Below are 18,646 nucleotides of genomic sequence, written 5' to 3' on the forward strand. Positions count from 1 at the left end.
TGCTCGTCACCGGACCGCCTCCCCCGTCTTCGTCTCCATCCGGCGGACCACGAAGCTCAGCGGGATCGTCACCAGGAGGTAGCACAGGCCCGCCACCAGGATCGGCGTGGAGTTGGCCGTCGTACTCGCCAAGTCCCTTCCGTATTTGGACAGTTCGCGTTCCTCCAGCGTGACGCCGAGGAACAGGACCAGGGAGGAGTCCTTGAAGAGGAGGACGAGTTCGTTGGTCAGCGGCGGGAGGATGATCCGGAACGCCTGCGGGACGACGATCGACACCATGGCCCGCGCCTGCGAGAAACCGAGCGAACGGGCCGCCTCCAACTGCCCTTTGGGCACCGCCTGGATGCCCGCGCGGATCGTCTCCGCCATGTACGCGGCCGACACCAGGCCGAGCGCGAGGGCGACCTTGCCGTAGGTACCGCCGACGATCTCCGTACCGGGGAAGGCGAGCGGTACGGCGACGCCGACGAAGATGAAGATCAGCAGGGCGGGCAGGCCGCGGAAGATCTCGATGTAGATCCCGGCGAGCCAGCGGTAGGGGCCTACCGACGACAGCCGCATCAGCGCGACGACCATGCCCAGGACCAGGCCGAAGACGAAGCCCGACAGGGTGTAGAGCACCGTGTTCTTCAACGCCAACGTGATGACGTCCGGGAACATCTGCTTCGCGATGCTCCACTGCGCGAACTGGTTCTTCAGGCGGCCCCAGTCGGCGGTGACCGCGAAGACGATCACGGCGGCGGCGAAGACGGCGTACTGCACGCCCTGGGACAGCCTGCGTCGCTGCCGTCTGCTCAACCCCTGTCTCCTGGGCTGGAGTTGGGGGTCCGCGGTGTCGCCGGTCATGACGCCGACGGAGAGGCGGCCGCCGAGGCGTCGTAGGGGCCGATCCACTTCTCGTACAGCTTCTTGTACGTGCCGTCGGCCTTCGCGTCCTTGATGGCCTTGTTGATGGCGGCGAGGAGTTTGGTGTTGCCCTTCTTGACCGTGAAGCCGTACTGCTCACCGGTGTTGAGGTTGTCGACGACCTTGAACGCGTCGGCGTTGGCCTTCGTCTTCAACCAGCCCTGGACGACCGGGTAGTCGATGAGGACGGCCTGGACCTGGCCGGTGCGCAGGCCGTTGAGGACGGCGTCGGAGGACTCGAAGGAGACGGGGTCGAAGCCCTTGCTCTTCGCGTAGTCCTCGCCGGTGGTCTGCGCCTGGGCGCCGAGCTTCTTGCCCTTGGTCTTCACGTCGGCGAGGGAGGTGATCCCGCTCTTCTTGTCGACGAGGACGGCCTGGGTCGCGTCGAAGTACGGGTCGGAGAAGTCGACGTTCTTCTTGCGCTCGGCGGTGATGGTCATGCCGGCGGCGGCCAGGTCGCACTCGCCGGCGTTGAGGAAGGCGCCGGTCTTGAAGTTCTCGAAGGGGGTGTCGAGGATCGTCTGTTTCACGCCGAGGTCCTTGGCGACCAGGTCGATGAGGGAGACGTCGAAGCCCTGCACCTTGCCGTCGATCTCGGACTGGAAGGGCGGGTACGGGAGGTGCGTGCAGGTGGTGAGATGACCGGCCTTGACGAGTTCGACGCCACCGGCGGCGGTCTTCGTACCGCTGCCGCCGCTGTCGCTCGACGTGCAGCCGGTCACGAGGACGAGTGCGGTCGTCGCGGCCGTCGCGGTGGTGGCGGCCAGGGTGCGGGCCCGGCGGCCGAGGAGCGTGTTCACGGAGGCCTCCTGTGACGGAACTATGGGTTCCGATTATTCGGAGGGGTGCGGCGGGCCGCTCACCGGACCGGTGGCCAGGGGGCCGTCCGGGCTAAGAAGTCGCCGGTCGGAGGGGCGAGAAGGGCATCGGAGGGGTGCGGAGGGCGGTCAGGAGGGCCGGTTACCCTCGTTCCCATCGACTCCCGCGAGTGAAAGAGCACCCCGCCGTGACGCACCCCTTCCTCGACCTGGCCCCGCTGAGCGCCGCGCACTTCGCCTCGATCGAGGACCGGGTGGCCCGGCTGCTCGGTACCGAGCAGGATGTCGTGATCATGCAGGGCGAGGCGTTGCTGCCGCTGGAAGGCGCGATCCGTTCCACGGCGGGGCCGGGCACGCTCGCGCTGAACGTCATCACCGGCCCCTACGGGCAGACCTTCGGGAACTGGCTGCGCGACTGCGGCGCCGAGGTGATCGACCTCGCCGTCCCGTTCCACACGGCGGTGACCGCCGACCAGATCCGGGAGGCCTTCGCCGAGCACCCCGGGATCGACTTCGTGTCCCTCGTCCACGCGGAGGCGGCGACCGGCAACACCAACCCGGTCGCGGAGATCGGCGAGATCGTGCGGGCGCACGGCGCGATCTTCTACCTCGACGCGGTGGCGTCCATCGGCGCGGAGCCGGTGCTGCCTGACGCGTGGGGTGTCGACCTGTGCGTGATCGGCGCGCAGAAGGCGATGGGTGGGCCGGCGGGTGTGTCGGCGGTGTCGGTGAGCGCACGGGCATGGGCCCGTATGACGGCCAGCCCTTCGGCTCCGCGCCGCTCGTACCTCTCCCTCCTCGACTGGAAGGACCGCTGGACCGACGCGGGCCGCACGGCGCTGCCGCACGCACCGGCCCAGTTGGAGATGCTGGCGCTGGAGGCGTGCGTGGAGCGGATCGAGGCGGAGGGCTTGGCCACGGTGATGCAGCGCCACGCGACCGCTGCGGCGGCTGCGCGGGCGGGGGCGATCGCCCTGGGCGGCGGCCTCGAACCGTACGTCCACGATGCGGCTGAGGCAGCGCCGGTCGCTACGACGCTCAGGACTCCGTCGGGCGTGGTGGCCTCGGAGCTGGTGGCGAGGGCCCTGGCCTCGGACCCGACGTTGCCGCTTGCCGCGGGTGGGGGTGCCTTGGCGAAGGAGATGATCCGGGTCAACCACTACGGGGTGGATGCGACGGTGGGGGCGGTACAGAGCTCCTTGGCAGCGCTGGGCGCGGCGCTGGCCGAGCAGGGGGTGTCGGTAGACCTGGAGGGCGCCCGGTCCGCCGTAGAGAACGCGTGGCGGTAGTCGTGCGCTGAGGTGGATGCTGGGGGCTCCGCCCCCAGACCCCCGATCGGCCCTGAAGGGGCCTCGTCCTCAAACGCCGGACGGGCTGAGTTGTGCCGGCCTGCATTGGAAGGCGCCGGACGGGCTGAGTTGTGCCGGCCTGCGCTGGAAGGCACCGGAGCGGCTGCACAATGCGGGCCCGCGCCGGAAAGGCGCCCGGCCTGATTCAACGGGCCCCGCCGCGCGCCCTCCGTGCCATGCTCCCCCGCATGACTACCGACAACACCGCCCAGACCCTCCCCGACGGCCGCCCCATCCCCGTCATGACCGGCGCCGAACGCCCCATGCTCGAAAGCTGGCTCGGCTTTCATCGCGCCACACTGGAGTTGAAGTGCGCCGGGCTCGACGACGCACAGGTGCGACTCGCCGCGGCCGCGCCCTCCTCGTTGACGTTACTCGGACTGGTCCAGCACCTCGCCGAGGTCGAACGGAACTGGTTCCAGCGGGTGTTCGGGCTCGACGTGCCGACGGTGTACGGCACGGAGGACGGGTATGTCCTCGATCCCGGGCGGGGGATGGAGGACGCGCTCGGCGTGTGGCGGCGGGAGATCGCGCGCGGGCAGGAGCACTGTGCGGGGCTGGCGCTCGACGATCACGGGTGGATCCCGGACGGGCCGATGGCCGGGGTCGAGGTCAGTCTGCGGTGGGTGTTGATTCATCTGGTCGAGGAGTACGCGCGGCACAACGGGCACGCCGACATCCTTCGGGAAAGCATCGACGGCGTCACCGGAGCCTAATTCCGATGTAATTCCCGGGAATTTTATCGCCGTCTTTACGGGCAGCTTCCCATATTCTTCTGCCCGATTTCCGGGCACCCAAACGCAAATAATTCGCGTAGATCTCGTGAGGGTTACACCCTTGTGACCCGTTACACAGGGCGCCCGATTCACCCCTTATTCTACGGTCAAAACGGTACATAAACTGCGCCTTCGCACGCGTGATAACACAGGACCGCCTCAGACGTAACCCCATCCCTCCATGCAATTTCGAATTTCCCTCGGTAAATTCAATTCGCATGACTGCCACCCAAGCAGACCTGCACATCGACCGCCCCACGGTGGCCGACGGCGCCGCGTTGTGGCGTATTGCCAAGGACTCGAACGCCCTCGATCTGAACTCGTCGTACAGCTATCTCCTGTGGTGCCGGGACTTCTCCGCCACCTCGGCCGTCGTGCGCGACGAACGCGGGGAGCCGGTCGGCTTCGTCACCGGGTATGTGCGGCCGGAGCGGCCGGGCACCCTGCTCGTGTGGCAGGTGGCCGTCGACGCCGCGCAGCGCGGTCGCGGGCTGGCCGCACGGCTGCTCGACGGGCTCACCGAACGGGTCGCCGCCGAGTACGGGATCACCGAGGTCGAGACCACGATCACGCCCGGCAACACCGCCTCCGAGCGCCTGTTCACGTCGTACGGCGAACGCCACGGCGCCCCCGTCGAGCGCACGGTCCTGTTCGAGGCCGGTGACTTCCCGGACGGACCGCACGACCCCGAAGTGCTGTACCGCATCGGCCCGTTGAGCCTCTGAACTCCCCGTTGCCCTCCCCCCTCACCCCCCACCCCGAGGAGCGATTCGCGTGACCATCACCCAGCCCGATCTCAGCGTCTTCGAGACCCTGGAGTCCGAGGTCCGCAGCTACTGCCGCGCCTGGCCCACCGTCTTCGACCGGGCCCGGGGCAGCCGTATGTACGACGAGGACGGCCACGCCTACCTCGACTTCTTCGCGGGCGCCGGCTCGCTCAACTACGGACACAACAACCCTGTTCTGAAACGGGCGTTGATCGACTATCTGGAGCGGGACAGCGTCGCCCACGGCCTCGACATGTCGACCAGTGCCAAGCGCGCCTTCCTCCAGACCTTCCAGGACCTGGTGCTGCGGCCCCGCGACCTGCCGTACAAGGTGATGTTCCCGGGCCCGACCGGCACCAACGCCGTTGAGTCCGCACTGAAGTTGGCGCGGAAGGTGAAGGGGCGGGAGGCCATCGTCTCCTTCACCAACGCCTTTCACGGGATGTCCCTCGGTTCGCTCGCCGTGACCGGCAACGCCTTCAAGCGGGCCGGTGCCGGTATCCCGCTGGTGCACGGGACGCCGATGCCGTTCGACAACTACTTCGACGGCAAGGTCCCCGACTTCCTGTGGTTCGAGCGGCTGTTGGAGGACCAGGGCTCCGGTCTCAACAAGCCCGCCGCCGTGATCGTCGAGTCCGTGCAGGGCGAGGGCGGCATCAACGTCGCCCGCCCCGAATGGCTGCGCGCGCTGGCCGAGTTGTGCGAGCGCCAGGACATGCTCCTCATCGTCGACGACATCCAGATGGGCTGCGGCCGCACCGGCGCGTTCTTCTCCTTCGAGGAGTCCGGCATCGTCCCGGACATCGTCACCGTGTCCAAGTCCATCAGCGGCTACGGCCTTCCGATGTCCCTGTGCCTGTTCAAGCCGGAGCTGGACATCTGGGAGCCGGGCGAGCACAACGGCACGTTCCGCGGCAACAACCCCGCGTTCGTCACCGCCACCGCCGCCCTGGAGACGTACTGGGCGGACGGTTCCGCGATGGAGAAGCAGACCCGCGCCCGCGGTGAGCAGGTCGAACAGGGCCTGATCTCCATCACCGAGGAGAACCTCGCCGACATCAAGGAGTACCGGGGCCGCGGACTGGTCTGGGGCATCGAGTTCAAGGACCCCGAGCGCGCCGGCCGGATCTGCGCCCGCGCCTTCGAACTCGGCCTGCTCGTCGAGACATCCGGCCCGCAGAGCGAGGTCGTGAAACTCCTCCCCGCCCTCACCATCACCCCCGAGGAACTGGACGAGGGACTGAGCATCCTCGCCCGCGCCGTACGCGAAACCGTTTGAACAACCTGACCATCTGACACCACGTCAAGGAGGCGTCACCGAACCGTGATTGTTCGTTCGTTCAAGGAACTCGAAGGCACCGACCGGCATGTGAAGGCCGCGTCCGGCACCTGGGAGAGCAAGCGCATCGTCCTCGCCAAGGAGCGGGTCGGCTTCTCGGTCCACGAGACCGTCCTCTACGCGGGCACCGAGACGTCGATGTGGTACGCGAACCACATCGAGGCCGTCGTCTGTGTCGAGGGCCACGCCGAACTCACCGACGACGAGACCGGGCAGACGTACACGATCACGCCCGGGACCATGTACCTCCTCGACGGGCACGAGCGGCACACGATGCGGATCAAGGAGGACTTCCGCTGCATCTGTGTCTTCAACCCGCCCGTCACCGGACGGGAGGACCACGACGAGAACGGCGTCTACCCGCTGCTGACCGAGCCCGAGGAGGTGTGACGAGCATGACCACCGTCACCAGCGTCACCGACCTGTACCCCAGCCGCGGCACCACCGAGGTGTCCGTCCCGCGCAAGGACCCCGTCGTCTGGGGCTCCCCCGACACCCCGGGCCCGATCCCGACGGCCGACCTCCAGGCCTTCGAGCGCGACGGCTTCCTCTCCATGCAGGAACTCCTGCGGGACGACGAAGTCGACGTCTACCGGCGGGAGTTGGAGCGGCTCGTCGCCGATCCCGCGATCCGGGCCGACGAGCGGTCGATCGTCGAGTCGAAGTCCAAGGAGATCCGGTCCGTCTTCGAAGTGCACCGGATCAGCGAGGTGTTCGCGCGGCTCGTGCGGGACGAGCGGGTCGTCGGGCGGGCCCGGCAGATCCTCGGCTCGGACGTCTACGTCCACCAGTCCCGGATCAACGTGAAGCCCGGGTTCGGCGCGAGCGGCTTCTACTGGCACTCGGACTTCGAGACCTGGCACGCCGAGGACGGCCTGCCGAACATGCGCACCGTGTCCGTGTCGATCGCGCTCACCGAGAACCACGACACCAACGGCGGCCTCATGATCATGCCGGGCTCGCACCGGACGTTCCTCGGCTGCGCGGGCGCGACCCCCGAGGACAACTACCGCCAGTCGCTCCAGATGCAGGACGCGGGCACCCCGTCCGACGAGGCGCTGACCGGCATGGCCTCCGAGTACGGCATCAAGCTGTTCACCGGCAGGGCCGGTTCGGCGACCTGGTTCGACTGCAACTGCATGCACGGCTCCGGCGACAACATCACGCCGTTCCCGCGCAGCAACGTCTTCATCGTGTTCAACAGCGTGGAGAACAAGGCGGTTGAGCCGTTCGCGGCTCCGGTACGACGGCCCGAGTTCATCGGGGCGCGGGACTTCACCCCGGTGAGGTGACGCCGAGGCGGTTCACCGCAAGGGCACCAGGGCACCTCGGTCACGGCGACCGGGGTGCCCTTCCGCGCTTCAACTCCCTTGCGCCATCAGCCTCTTGCTCGCGTCAACCGGCCAGAACCTCCAGCAACCGGTCCACGTCCTCCGGGGTGTTGTAGAGGTGGAAGGCCGCCCGCAAGTTCCCCGCCCGGTCGGACACTTCGACCCCCGCCGCGCTCAACTCTCCCTGCCGACGGCCCAGTCCGGGCACGGAGACGATCGGTGATCCGGGAGACGCCACCGGTTCGTGCCCGAGGGCGTCGAGCCCCGCGCGGAAGCGGTCGGCGAGGGCCAGGTCATGCGCACGTACGGCGTCGACCCCCAACTCCTCCAGCAGCGCGAGGGAGTGGCGGGCACCGGCGTAGGAGAAGAGGGCCGGGCTCTCGTCGAACCGGCGGGCGGAGTGGGCGAGTTCCTCGACCGGGCCGTAGCAACTGTCCCAGGGTGCCTCGCCCGCGACCCAGCCGGCGAAGATCGGGTTGAGGCCGCCGAGGTCCTCCGGGGTGACCAGGAAGGCGACCCCGCGCGGGCAGAACAGCCACTTGAAGCCGACGGCGGCGACATAGTCGTAGGCGCCCGCGTCGAGGTCGAACCAGCCGGCGGCCTGCGACGCGTCGACGTACGTACGCGCCCCGTGTTCGTGTGCCGCCGCCCTGATCGCGGGCAGGTCGGCGATGCGGCCGTCGGCGGACTGGGCGGCGCTGACCGCCACGAGTGCGGTGCCGGGGCGTACGGACTCGGCGACGCGCTCCAGCGGGACGGCCCGCACCTTGAGGTCGGCGCGCATGTGGAAGGGGTTCACCACGGAGCTGAAGTCGGCCTCGGCGGTGAGGACTTCGGCGCCTGCGGGCAGCGCGGAGGCGATCAGGCCGCTGTAGACCGCGACCGAGGCACCGGCCGCCACCCGGCCGACCGGTACGCGGGTCAGCCGGGCGAAGGCGGCGCGGGACGCCTCGACGTCGTCGAACATGTCGGTCGGCGTGCCGACGGCGGCGGCCTCGATGGCGGTGCGCATCGCGGTGACCGTGCGGGCCGGGAGGAGGCCGGTGCTCGCGGTGTTGAGGTAGGTGTTCTTCGGGGCGAACTCGGCGCGGACGAGGCTCTCGAAGGTCTCCATCCCACCACTCTGCGGTGCCGAGAAGCCCTCGTCCATTGCGAGTTTTTACGTGGATCCGCTAAGGAACGCTTATAGGTCGCGGCATGATCGTCGGGCGGCCTCCCCTGACCAGCACCTTTCCAGCGCGAGTCCGCGGCTGTCAGGCCTGCGGCACCGCACACCCGTCGGGCCCGCACGCCTCCGCGTCGCCGCCGGCACCGCTGTCGATCAGCTTCAGCGGGGAGTGCTCGCCCCACGCCTGGGTCAGCGCCTGGGCGAAGACCTCGGCGGGCTGGGCGCCGGAGACGCCGTACTTGCGGTCGAGGACGAAGAAGGGGACGCCGTTCGCGCCCAGCTCGGCGGCCTCGCGCTCGTCGGCGCGGACGTCGTCGGCGTACGCGGTCGGGTCGGCGAGCACCTTGCGGATGGCGTCCGCGTCCAGGCCGACACCGGCGGCGAGCTCGACAAGGCGCTCGTCGTCGCCGAACACGGACCGCTCCTCGGCGAAGTTCGCCTTGTACAGCGCCTGGATCAGCTCGTCCTGGCGGCCGTGCTCCTTGGCGAAGTGGAGGAGGCGGTGCATGTCGAAGGTGTTGCCGTGGTCGCGGTCCCGGGTGCGGTAGTCGAGCCCCTCTGCGGCGGCCTGCGCGCCCAGGTTGTCCTCGCCGGCCTGCGCCTGCGCCTCGCTCATCCCGTACTTCTTGGTGAGCATCTTGAGCACGGGCTGGATGTCGTCCTTGGCGCGGCCGGGGTCCAGTTCGAAGGACCGGTGCACGACCTCGACGCCGTCACGGTGCGGGAAGGCGTCGAGGGCCTTCTCGAAGCGGGCCTTGCCCACGTAGCACCAGGGGCAGGCGATGTCGGACCAGATCTCGACGCGCATTCTTCGGCTCTTTCCAGGACGTACGGACTGAACGGAGACTCCCTCCGTCTCCCCCGTGAACGTTCAAGTGGTCCGCTTCATTCCTCGGGCGACCGACGACGTGACCTCGGCCGCACCGGTTCCCAGGCGGCTGAACTGGGCCCGGTAGGCGCTCGGGGTCAGTCCGGTGCGGCGGACCAGGTGGCCGCGCAGGGAGTCCGCCGTGCCCAGGCCGCAGGCGCGGGCGATCCGGTCCATGGGGAGGGTGGTGGTCTCCAGGAGTTCCTTGGCCCGTTCGATGCGCTGGTGGAGCAGCCACTGCAGGGGGCTCACCCCGCTCTCCGCGTGGAAGCGGCGGGTGAGGGTGCGCACGCTGACGCCCGCGTGCCGGGCCAGGTCGGTGAGGGTGAGCGGCTTGTCGAGGTTGCGCATGGCCCAGCCGCGCGTGTCGGCGCAGGCGGTGCCGCGCTCGGGCGGCAGCGGGGTCTGCGTGAACTGGGTCTGCCCGCCCGGCCGTACGGGGGCGACGAGGGCGAGGCGGGCGACCTCGTTGGCGACGGCGGCGCCGTAGTCGGTGCGGATGATGTGCAGGCAGAGGTCGATGCCGGCGGCGTACCCGGAGGCGGTGAGGATCTGGCCGTCCTGGACGTAGAGGACGTCACCCTTGAAGTCGAGGGCCGGGTAGCGGTCCCGCAGTTCGTCCGCCATCCCCCAGTACGTCGTAGCGCTACGGCCGTCCAGCAGCCCCGCCTCGGCGAGCACGAAGGCGCCGCTGCAGATGGAGGCGATGCGCTTGCCCGCGGCGGCGGCCTCGCGGACGGCGGTGACGGCGGCCGGGTCGGGCTCGTACCGCTCGCCGGTGCCCGCGACCACCACGGTGTCGGCGCTGCTCAGGACGTCCAGGCCGCGGCCCACCTGGAGGTCCAGCCCACCGGTCGTGACGACCGGCCCGGCGTCGGAGCTGCAGATGGTCACCTCGTAGCCCGGGGCACCGTCGATCTCGACCTTCGCGAAGAGCATCTCCGGGATGGCGAGGTTGAACATGGAGACGGGATTCGGCGCGACGATCGCGACGCGGTGCGGGGACCGTTTCCTCGGCATGGCCAGAACCTCCGGATGTATGGCGTTCCGGCCACTACTCTACGGCGCCGCACCTCCGCAGCATGGACACATGACAACGCCCACCCCCGCCCCCACACCCACGTCCGCCACCCAACCAACGCCCCGTACCGGCGACTTGAAGACCCCCTCCCCCACCCTCACCCTCACCGCCGCCCTCCTCGGTTTCGCGCTCATCAGCCTCGACGCGTCCGTGGTGAACGTGGCACTGCCGTCCATCGAGGACGCGTTCGGCGGCGGGATGTCGGGGCTGCAGTGGGTGGTCGACGCGTACACGTTGTCCTTCGCCGCGCTGATGCTGTCCACCGGCGCCTTCGCGGACCGGGCCGGGGCGAGCCGCGCGTACGCGATCGGCATCGCGCTCTTCACCCTCGCCTCGGCGGCCTGCGGCCTCGCCCCGAACCTCCCCACGCTGATCGGCGCGCGCGTGCTCCAGGGCATGGCGGCGGCCGTCGTCCTCCCGGCGTCGCTGTCCCTGGTACGACAGGCCTACCCCGAACCGGCCAAGAGGGCGCGGGCGGTGGCGACTTGGGGGGCCGGGGGCGCGGCGGCGGTGGCCCTGGGCCCGGTGGCCGGAGGCACACTCACGACACTCTGGGAATGGCGGGGCATCTTCTTCATCAACCTGCCGCTGGGCGCGGTGGCCCTGTTGCTGCTGCTCCGGGCACCGCGCTCGGAGCGCCGGCCCGCGCCGCTGGACCTGCCGGGCCAGTTGACGGCGGTGGTCGCGCTCACGGCGGTGACGTTCGCGGTGATCGAGGGCGGGGCGACGGCAGTCGGGGCCCTGCTCGTCGCGCTCCTGGCCGGCGCGGCCTTCATCCGCGTCGAACGGCGCCAGTCGCACCCGGTGGTGCCGTTCGGCCTGTTCCGCAGTCGGACGGTGTCCGTGGCGGTCGCGGCGGGCGCCGCGTGCAGTGTCGCCTTCTTCGGCCTGGTCTTCCTCTTCTCGCTCTTCTTCCAGCAGGTGCAGGGCCGTTCGGCGCTGTACGCCGGGCTGATGTTCCTGCCGATGACCAGTCTGATCGGAGTGACGAACATCGTGTCGGGCAAACTGGCGGCCCGCTACGGCCCCCAACTCCCCATGCGGATGGGCCAGTCGCTGGCCGCGCTGGGCTCACTCGTCCTGCTCTGCGTCGACGAGAGCACGCCCCCGCTCCTGGTGGCCTGGCTCCTCGTACCGATGGCCCTCGGCTGCGCCCTGACGGTCCCGCCGCTGACCATCGCGATGATGGACGCGGTACCGGCCGAACGCGCGGGACTGGCGGCCGGCGTCCTCAACTCCGCGCGCCAAGTGGCGGGCGGCCTGGGCATCGCCGTCTTCGGAGCGCTGGTTGCCGACGACTTCACGACAGGCCTGCGGGAGAGCCTCGCGATCAGCGCGGCCCTCTTCGCCGTGACAGCCTTCCTCAGCTTCCGTCTCTCAGATCGTTCGGCCAACTAGGCCTGAACTCAAGGTGGTCGTACGTCACGACACACCCTTCCCCCATCGGCGACTGCGCCATGAACCCGACGAGCGCGGCGTCCGTCTCCTTCTCGTCACCGAGCGTGAAGAGCCGGATGAATATCCACTTCTTCCCGTCACGGGAGGCGTGGAAAGCAAAGGCACGGCCCGTACGGCTCACTCGCAGCCATACCGAACTACCGTCCACGGTAAAGGAGTTGGCGTCATCCGAGTGCCCCCGCGTCACCACCGTACAAACGGTGGGCACATCCGGCGAGTACTCCAGGCAGAGCTTGGCCCAGGCCCGCTCACCGACGTGGACGTAGAGCACCCCGGCATCGAAGGACCCCGCGAACCCGACGGTGACGCGGGCGATGAGCTGAAAGTCCCCGTGCGGCGCTCCGAGAAGACGGGGTGCATCGGAGGCGGGGTCCAACCCTTCCCCAGTGGGCGGTACGAAGCGGTCCTGCCGGGGCCCGGCCCACCCGCTCAGCACACCATCGTCGTACGACCAATGCCCGTCGGGCCCGTAAGTACGGAGGGGGAAAGGCAGTTGGGAAAGTTCCAAGTCCATCAACGAATCATCTCAGGCCAGGGGAATGTTTTTTAGGGGCGCGGGGCTGTATCGATTTGCGGCTCCGCCGCGTGGGCGCGACAAGCCACAACGGACCGTCAGACCGACAATCCACCGCACCCCCAACGGCGCTACCGCTCCAGGTGCCCGTCATAACGTCGGGGCAGCCGCAGCGGATTGTCATCCCGCAACTCCAACGGCAGCAACGCTTCAGGCGTGTTCTGGTAGGCAACCGGCCGCAGCCACCGCTCAATAGCCGTACCACCAACGGAGGTTGAGGTAGACGTCGTAGCCGGGTAAGGCCCCCCGTGATGCTGCGCGGGCGCCACCGCCACCCCCGTAGGCCACGCATTGACCAACACCCGCCCAGCCAACGGCGTCAGCTCCGCCAGGATCTCCGCCCCACGCCCCTCCCCGGCAGCCTCCCCCGCCGACAGATGAACCGTCGCCGTAAGATTCCCCGGCAGTCGCGACAACACGGCATGAGCCTGCGCGTCATCGTCGTAGCGCGCCACCACCGTGACCGGCCCGAAGCACTCTTCGAGAAGCAGGTCGTACGAACCCTCCGACACCAGCTTCTCCGCCGGCACCGTAAGGAACCCGGGACTCACCGTGTGCTCGCTCCCCGCCCCCGGCGTCACCGGCGACTCCACATCGGCAAGTTGAGCCCGCTCGGAAACACCCGCAAGGAAGTTGTCCCGCATCCGGTGATCCAGCAGTACCCCGGAGTCGGTGTCGCTGACCGCATCGGTGAGGGACTTGACCAGCCCGTCTCCCGCGGAGCCGGCCGGCACCAGCACAAGCCCCGGCTTCACACAGAACTGCCCGACACCCAGGGTCATCGAACCGGCAAGCCCCGTACCGATCGCCTCGGCCCGCTCGGCAGCGGCAGCCTCGGTCACAACTACCGGGTTCAGAGAGCCCAGTTCGCCGTGGAAGGGGATCGGGACCGGCCGCGCGGCCGCCGCGTCGAACAACGCACGACCGCCCCGCACGGACCCGGTGAACCCGGCCGCCGAGACCAGCGGGTGCTTCACGAGCTCGACGCCCGCCTCGAAGCCGTGGACCAGGCCGAGAACACCGGCCGGGATGCCCTGCTCGGCGGCGGCCCGCCGCAGCACGCTCGCGACCAGCTCGGACAGTCCGGGGTGGTCGGGGTGCGCCTTGACGACGACCGGGCAGCCCGCGGCCAGCGCGCTCGCGGTGTCACCGCCGGGGACCGAGAAGGCGAACGGGAAGTTGGAGGCCGAGTAGACGGCGACGACACCCAGCGGCACCTTGTAGCGGCGCAGGTCCGGGATCGGCGGGGTCGCGGTGTCGTCGGGGTGGTTGATGACCACGTCGAGGAAGGCGCCCTCGTCGACGATGTCCGCGAAGGCCCTCAACTGGTAGCAGGTGCGGGCCAGTTCGCCGTTCAGCCGGACCGGGCCGAGCGCGGTCTCCGCGTCGGCGACCTCCACCAACTGGTTCTTGGCCGCTTCGAGCTGGTCGGCCGCCCCGCGCAGGAAGGCCGCACGGACCGTACGGTCGGCGAGCGAACCCCGTGCCGCGTGCGCGGCGCGGACGGCGGTGTCCACCTCCTGGGCTGTGGCCTCCACCGCAACCTGTTCCCGCTGCTTCCCGGTTCGGGGGTCGACACTCCAGACTGGTGCTGCTGCCACCGCGGGTCCCTCCACATGTAATGCCGCAGTTCTGGGTCATTCACCAGGGTCGTTCGATATGCTGAACGCTGTCTCTGATGATGAATATGCTCTCGGAGACTATTTCCCGTCGAACGAAGGGGTCAAGGGCGATGTCGGCAGGCGAGACAGGCGGCGGGGCACAGGTCAAGTCCGCGGTGCGGACGGTGGAGCTGCTCGAATACTTCGCGGGCCGGCCCGGAATGCACTCCCTCGCGGCGGTCCAGGAGGCCGTCGGATATCCCAAGTCCAGCCTCTACATGCTGCTGCGCACGCTGGTCGAACTCGGCTGGGTGGAGACGGACGCGACGGGCACGCGCTACGGCATCGGCGTACGGGCACTCCTGGTGGGCACCTCCTACATCGACGGCGACGAGGTCGTGGCGGCGGCCCGCCCCACGCTGGACCGACTCTCCGACGACACCACGGAGACCATCCACCTCGCCCGCCTCGACGGCACGAACGTGGTCTACCTGGCCACCCGCCAGTCCCAGCACTATCTACGGCCCTTCACCCGCGTCGGCCGCCGCCTCCCCGCGCACTCGACCTCGCTGGGCAAGGCGCTGCTGAGCACCTACTCCGACGAGCAGGTCCGCAAGATGCTCCCGGAGACCCTGCCCGCGCTCACCGAGCACACGATCACCGACCGCGAGAAGCTCATCGAGGAGCTCCACCAGGTGCGGGAACAGGGCTTCGCCGTGGACCGCGAGGAGAACACGCTGGGCCTGCGCTGCTTCGGGGTCGCGATCCCGTACCGCACCCCCGCGCGGGACGCGATCAGCTGCTCCGTGCCGGTGGCGCGGCTCACCCCCGCCCACGAGCAGATGGTGAAGGACGCCCTGTTCGACGCCCGTGACCGGCTGACCCTCGCCACCCGGAGGCTCTGACCCATGGACGTCGCGCTCCGCCCGGTCCACGACAGTGATCTGCCGGTCTTCTTCCGGCTGACGAACGACCCCGAGTCCGTCCGGATGGCCGCCTTCACCGCGAAGGACCCGACCGACAGGGACGCCTTCGACGCCCACTGGAAGCGCATCCGCGCCCTGCCCGGCGTGCTGAACCGCACGGTCCTGGCCGACGGCGACGTCGTGGGCAGCGCCGCGGTCTACGGCGACCCGGGCGAGCGCGAGGTGACGTACTGGATCGACCGCGCCTACTGGGGCAAGGGCATCGCGACGGCCGCGCTGCGCGACCTGCTCGCCGAGGAGCCCGAACGCCCGCTGCACGCGCGCGTGGCGGCCGACAACGCGGGCTCGCGGCGCGTGCTGGAGAAGTGCGGGTTCCGCGTCACCGGGCACGACCGGGGGTTCGCGAACGCGCGGGGCGAGGAGATCGACGAGCTGGTGCTGACGCTGGATGCGTGAACGCTCGTCGAGTCGGCGTCATGAGCATGAGGAACGGCGCCCTGAGCACGAGAACGGCTTCATGAGCACTCGATGAGAAAGAGGGACGGCAGGGAACGATTCGGTCCCGGCCGCTCGTCTTCAGAGCGGGATGAACAAGACGATCAGGCGCGCCTCCGTCTTCGCGCTGCTCCTGGTGCTCGCCCTCCTGGTGAGGGCGACCTGGGTGCAGTTCTACGACGGCCAGGCCCTCGCGGACGACAAGGACAACCGGCGGAACGCGATCGCGACGTACGCGGCCCCGCTCGGGAACATCATCGTGGCCGGGAACGCGATCACCGGCTCGGCGCGGACGGGGAGCAGCAGCGACCTCGCGTACAAACGCACGTACACGGACGGCAAGTTGTACGCGGCGGTGACGGGCTATGCCTCGCAGAGCTATGCGCCGACCCAGTTGGAGGGGATCTACGCGGATCTCCTCGACGGCACGGACAGCGGCCTGAAGACCGCCATGGACACGGTCACCGGCGAGCGGGCCGCCCCGGGCAACGTGGTCACGACGATCGACCCGGATGTGCAGAAGGCGGCGTACGACGCGCTGGGCGACAAGAAGGGCGCGGCCGTCGCGATGGATCCGACGACCGGCAAGATCCTCGCCGTCGTCTCGACCCCGTCCTACGACCCCTCGACGCTGACCGACGCCGACACCGCCGGGTCGGCGTGGAAGAAGCTCAACGCGGACTCCGACAAGCCGCTGACGAACCGCGCGCTGCGCCAGCCGCTGCCGCCGGGGTCGACGTTCAAACTGGTCGTGGCGGCGGCCGCGCTGGAGGACGGCCTCTACTCCTCGGTGGACGAGAAGACGACGAGCCCCTCGCCGTACACCCTGCCGGGCACGGTCACCCCGCTGAGGAACGAGAGTTCGTCCGCGCCCTGCACGAACGCGTCGATCCGGGTCGCGCTCCAGTACTCCTGCAACACCGTGTTCGCGAAGATGGCCGTCGACCTGGGCCAGGACAAGGTCAGGGCGATGGCCGAGAAGTTCGGCTTCAACGACGACAAGTTGGACATCCCGGTGCGGGCGTACCCGAGCGTCTACCCGTCCAACATGAACAAGTCCTCCACGGCCCTGACCGGCATCGGCCAGTACGACGTGACCGCCACTCCGCTCCAGATGGCCATGGTCTCGGCGGCCATAGCCAACGACGGCAAGCTGGTCTCCCCGCACATGGTCTCCGAGACCACCGACAGCGGCGGCGACGTGGTCCACAACTACGACGACGCCACGACGACCAAGCAGATCGTCAGCTCCCGGACCGCCCAGCAACTCCAGTCGGCGATGCAGACGGTCATCACGGACGGCACCGGCACGAACGCCCAGATCGCGGGCGTGACGGTGGGCGGCAAGACCGGCACGGCCCAACACGGCGAGAACAACGACCAGTCGCCGTACGCCTGGTTCACGTCCTACGGCAAGTCCGACGACACCGAGAAAGAGGTCGCCGTGGCTGTCGTGGTCGAGCAGTCGGACGCGGCAAGGTCAGAGATCAGCGGCAACGGCTTGGCGGCCCCCGTGGCCAAGGCAATGATGAAAGCAGCCTTGCAGTGACGCGGCTAAGGGGCGCGGGGAACTGCGCGACCAGCCACGACGAACCGCAAGCCGACCGCGCAGCGCCCCTTACTCCTACTTCACACCGAGAACCTGCTCAACGGGATCAATGGCGAAGTACACCAGGAACAGCGCGGACACCCCCCACAACAACCAGTTGACCTCCTTCGCCTTACCCAGCACCGCCTTGATCACGACGTAAGAGATGAACCCCGCACCGATCCCGTCAGTGATCGAGTACGTGAACGGCATCGCGGCGATGGTGAGGAACGCCGGTATCGCGATCTCGTACTTGTCCCAGTCGATGTGCTTGACGTGGGTCATCATCAGGAACCCAACGGCGATCAGCGCGGGCGCGGCCGCCTGCAACGGCACGATCGTGAGCAACGGCGTAAGGAACAACGCCAGCCCGAACAACCCACCGGTGATGAGGTTCGAGAACCCGGTACGCGACCCTTCACCCACACCGGACGCCGACTCGATGTACGCGGTGTTGGAGGAAGCGGACCCGATCCCGCCGGCAACAGCGGCAGCCCCGTCAATGAACAGGACGCGACCAATGTTCGGCACCTGACCGTCGTCGTCCAGGAGACCGGCCTCCGCGCTGATGCCGACGATCGTGCCCATGGCGTCGAAGAAGTCGGACAGGATCAACGTGAAGATCAGCAGGACGACAGTGATCGCGCTGGTCTCGCCGAACGCGCCGAACAGACTGAAGTGACCGATGAGTCCGAAGTCGGGCGCGGCCACGATCTTGTCCGGCACCTTGGGGGTCATGAGACCCCAACTCTTGATGTCGGCAGCGGAGTTGATGATGATCGCGAGGACGGTCATCGTGACGATGCTGATCAGGATCGCGCCCTTCACCTTGCGGGCGACGAGCGCGATGGTCAGCAGGACGCCGAGGCAGAAGACGAGGACGGGCCAGCCGGTGAGATGACCGACGGCACCGAGCTGCACGGGGACCGTGGTCTCGGCGGCGTCCGGTATACGACTGACGAAGCCGGCGTCGACGAAGCCGATGAACGCGATGAACAGCCCGATGCCGACGCCGATCGCCTGCTTGAGCTGTTGCGGGATCGCGTTCATGATCGCCTCGCGCAGCCCGGTGAGGACCAGCACGCAGATCAGGACGCCCTCGATGACGACGAGGCCCATCGCGTCGAGCCAGCTCATCAGCGGCGCCAGCTGGAAGGCGACGACGGCGTTGAGGCCGAGGCCCGCGGCGATGGCGAGCGGCAGGTTGCCGCCGACGCCCATGATGACCGTCATCACACAGGCCACCAGGGCGGTGGCGGTGACCAGTTGGCCAGTGTCGAGCGTGTGCCCGAACTTGTCCTTGGCGCTGCCGAGGATGATCGGGTTCAGGACGAGGATGTAGGCCATCGTGAAGAACGTGGCGAAGCCGCCGCGGATCTCACGGCCGAAGGTGGATCCCCGTTCGGAGATCTTGAAGAACCGGTCGACACCGTTCGTCGCCGGTGGTTCGGCACTTGGCCGGTCGGTCACCTTCTGTGACTCGGACATGCGGGTACTCCTCGTGGCTTCAATGATCTTCGGTGCGCGGATGCTGGCTGGATTGTTCCCGCGTTGAACCTGTTTCAGGTTTTCCCCGTGTTACGGAATCGAGGTCGGCCCGC

General features: G+C 68.8%; 18 protein-coding genes. 10 read left to right on the plus strand and 8 right to left on the minus strand.

What is annotated here, in order from left to right:
- Nucleotides 1-6: 6 nt before the first annotated feature.
- Entirely contained in the window at nucleotides 7-846 is an 840-nt protein-coding gene (locus ACIBK4_RS07745; protein ID WP_398993145.1) for an amino acid ABC transporter permease, read from the minus strand.
- Entirely contained in the window at nucleotides 843-1,706 is an 864-nt protein-coding gene (locus ACIBK4_RS07750; protein ID WP_398993147.1) for a transporter substrate-binding domain-containing protein, read from the minus strand. Before ACIBK4_RS07750 ends, ACIBK4_RS07745 begins: the two co-directional genes overlap by 4 nt.
- Nucleotides 1,707-1,912: 206 nt before the next feature.
- On the opposite strand from ACIBK4_RS07750, the gene ACIBK4_RS07755 reads away from it, so the two are divergent.
- The 6 genes from ACIBK4_RS07755 (at nucleotide 1,913) to thpD (ending at nucleotide 7,247) form a co-directional block, all read left to right on the plus strand.
- Nucleotides 1,913-3,013 carry a pyridoxal-phosphate-dependent aminotransferase family protein gene (locus ACIBK4_RS07755; RefSeq protein WP_398993149.1) on the plus strand — a complete coding sequence of 367 codons (1,101 nt, stop codon included), beginning with the start codon at nucleotides 1,913-1,915 and terminating at the stop codon, nucleotides 3,011-3,013.
- 248 nt (nucleotides 3,014-3,261) lie between these two features.
- Nucleotides 3,262-3,789: a DinB family protein gene (locus tag ACIBK4_RS07760; RefSeq protein WP_398993151.1), complete on the plus strand. Its 528-nt coding sequence runs from the start codon at nucleotides 3,262-3,264 to the stop codon at nucleotides 3,787-3,789.
- A gap of 278 nt (nucleotides 3,790-4,067) precedes the next feature.
- Nucleotides 4,068-4,574, plus strand: a complete 507-nt coding sequence (ectA, locus tag ACIBK4_RS07765; protein ID WP_398993154.1) for a diaminobutyrate acetyltransferase — start codon at nucleotides 4,068-4,070, stop codon at nucleotides 4,572-4,574.
- A gap of 49 nt (nucleotides 4,575-4,623) precedes the next feature.
- Complete coding sequence (gene ectB, locus ACIBK4_RS07770; protein ID WP_398993156.1) at nucleotides 4,624-5,895, plus strand: diaminobutyrate--2-oxoglutarate transaminase; 1,272 nt, start codon at nucleotides 4,624-4,626, stop codon at nucleotides 5,893-5,895.
- Nucleotides 5,896-5,940: 45 nt separating this feature from the next.
- Nucleotides 5,941-6,345, plus strand: a complete 405-nt coding sequence (locus tag ACIBK4_RS07775; RefSeq protein WP_398993158.1) for an ectoine synthase — start codon at nucleotides 5,941-5,943, stop codon at nucleotides 6,343-6,345.
- A gap of 5 nt (nucleotides 6,346-6,350) precedes the next feature.
- Nucleotides 6,351-7,247, plus strand: a complete 897-nt coding sequence (thpD, locus tag ACIBK4_RS07780; RefSeq protein WP_398993160.1) for an ectoine hydroxylase — start codon at nucleotides 6,351-6,353, stop codon at nucleotides 7,245-7,247.
- A gap of 103 nt (nucleotides 7,248-7,350) precedes the next feature.
- On the opposite strand, the gene ACIBK4_RS07785 is transcribed toward thpD, so the two are convergent.
- The 3 genes from ACIBK4_RS07785 to ACIBK4_RS07795 all read right to left on the minus strand — a co-directional run bounded on the left by ACIBK4_RS07785 (nucleotide 7,351) and on the right by ACIBK4_RS07795 (nucleotide 10,342).
- On the minus strand, nucleotides 7,351-8,436 hold the full coding sequence (locus ACIBK4_RS07785) for an aminotransferase class V-fold PLP-dependent enzyme (RefSeq protein ID WP_398993162.1): 1,086 nt from the start codon (nucleotides 8,434-8,436) through the stop codon (nucleotides 7,351-7,353).
- Between the two features lie 103 nt (nucleotides 8,437-8,539).
- Nucleotides 8,540-9,262: a DsbA family oxidoreductase gene (locus ACIBK4_RS07790; protein ID WP_398993164.1), complete on the minus strand. Its 723-nt coding sequence runs from the start codon at nucleotides 9,260-9,262 to the stop codon at nucleotides 8,540-8,542.
- A 63-nt stretch (nucleotides 9,263-9,325) separates the two neighbouring features.
- Nucleotides 9,326-10,342, minus strand: coding sequence for a GlxA family transcriptional regulator (locus tag ACIBK4_RS07795; protein ID WP_398993166.1), 1,017 nt, complete (start codon nucleotides 10,340-10,342; stop codon nucleotides 9,326-9,328).
- Between the two features lie 70 nt (nucleotides 10,343-10,412).
- On the opposite strand from ACIBK4_RS07795, the gene ACIBK4_RS07800 reads away from it, so the two are divergent.
- Complete coding sequence (locus ACIBK4_RS07800; protein ID WP_398993168.1) at nucleotides 10,413-11,801, plus strand: MFS transporter; 1,389 nt, start codon at nucleotides 10,413-10,415, stop codon at nucleotides 11,799-11,801.
- Here ACIBK4_RS07800 and ACIBK4_RS07805 read toward each other — a convergent pair.
- Together ACIBK4_RS07805 and ACIBK4_RS07810 are read right to left on the minus strand one after the other, a co-directional pair.
- A complete protein-coding gene (locus ACIBK4_RS07805; RefSeq protein ID WP_398993170.1) occupies nucleotides 11,767-12,375 on the minus strand; it encodes a DUF1349 domain-containing protein in 609 nt (202 codons plus the stop codon). The genes ACIBK4_RS07800 and ACIBK4_RS07805 overlap by 35 nt on opposite strands.
- A gap of 131 nt (nucleotides 12,376-12,506) precedes the next feature.
- On the minus strand, nucleotides 12,507-14,036 hold the full coding sequence (locus tag ACIBK4_RS07810; RefSeq protein ID WP_398993172.1) for an aldehyde dehydrogenase (NADP(+)): 1,530 nt from the start codon (nucleotides 14,034-14,036) through the stop codon (nucleotides 12,507-12,509).
- A gap of 131 nt (nucleotides 14,037-14,167) precedes the next feature.
- Between ACIBK4_RS07810 and ACIBK4_RS07815 the strand changes: the two genes are divergently transcribed.
- The 3 genes from ACIBK4_RS07815 (at nucleotide 14,168) to ACIBK4_RS07825 (ending at nucleotide 17,006) form a co-directional block, all read left to right on the plus strand.
- Nucleotides 14,168-14,941, plus strand: a complete 774-nt coding sequence (locus tag ACIBK4_RS07815) for an IclR family transcriptional regulator (RefSeq protein WP_019067473.1) — start codon at nucleotides 14,168-14,170, stop codon at nucleotides 14,939-14,941.
- Nucleotides 14,942-14,944: 3 nt separating this feature from the next.
- Nucleotides 14,945-15,418: a GNAT family N-acetyltransferase gene (locus ACIBK4_RS07820; RefSeq protein WP_398993175.1), complete on the plus strand. Its 474-nt coding sequence runs from the start codon at nucleotides 14,945-14,947 to the stop codon at nucleotides 15,416-15,418.
- A 130-nt stretch (nucleotides 15,419-15,548) separates the two neighbouring features.
- Complete coding sequence (locus tag ACIBK4_RS07825; protein ID WP_398993177.1) at nucleotides 15,549-17,006, plus strand: peptidoglycan D,D-transpeptidase FtsI family protein; 1,458 nt, start codon at nucleotides 15,549-15,551, stop codon at nucleotides 17,004-17,006.
- Between the two features lie 75 nt (nucleotides 17,007-17,081).
- Here ACIBK4_RS07825 and ACIBK4_RS07830 read toward each other — a convergent pair whose 3' ends face one another.
- A complete protein-coding gene (locus ACIBK4_RS07830) occupies nucleotides 17,082-18,533 on the minus strand; it encodes an NCS2 family permease (protein ID WP_398993180.1) in 1,452 nt (483 codons plus the stop codon).
- Nucleotides 18,534-18,646: the final 113 nt, after the last annotated feature.

The organism is Streptomyces sp. NPDC050528, assembly GCF_044457795.1.
Lineage (GTDB): Bacteria > Actinomycetota > Actinomycetes > Streptomycetales > Streptomycetaceae > Streptomyces.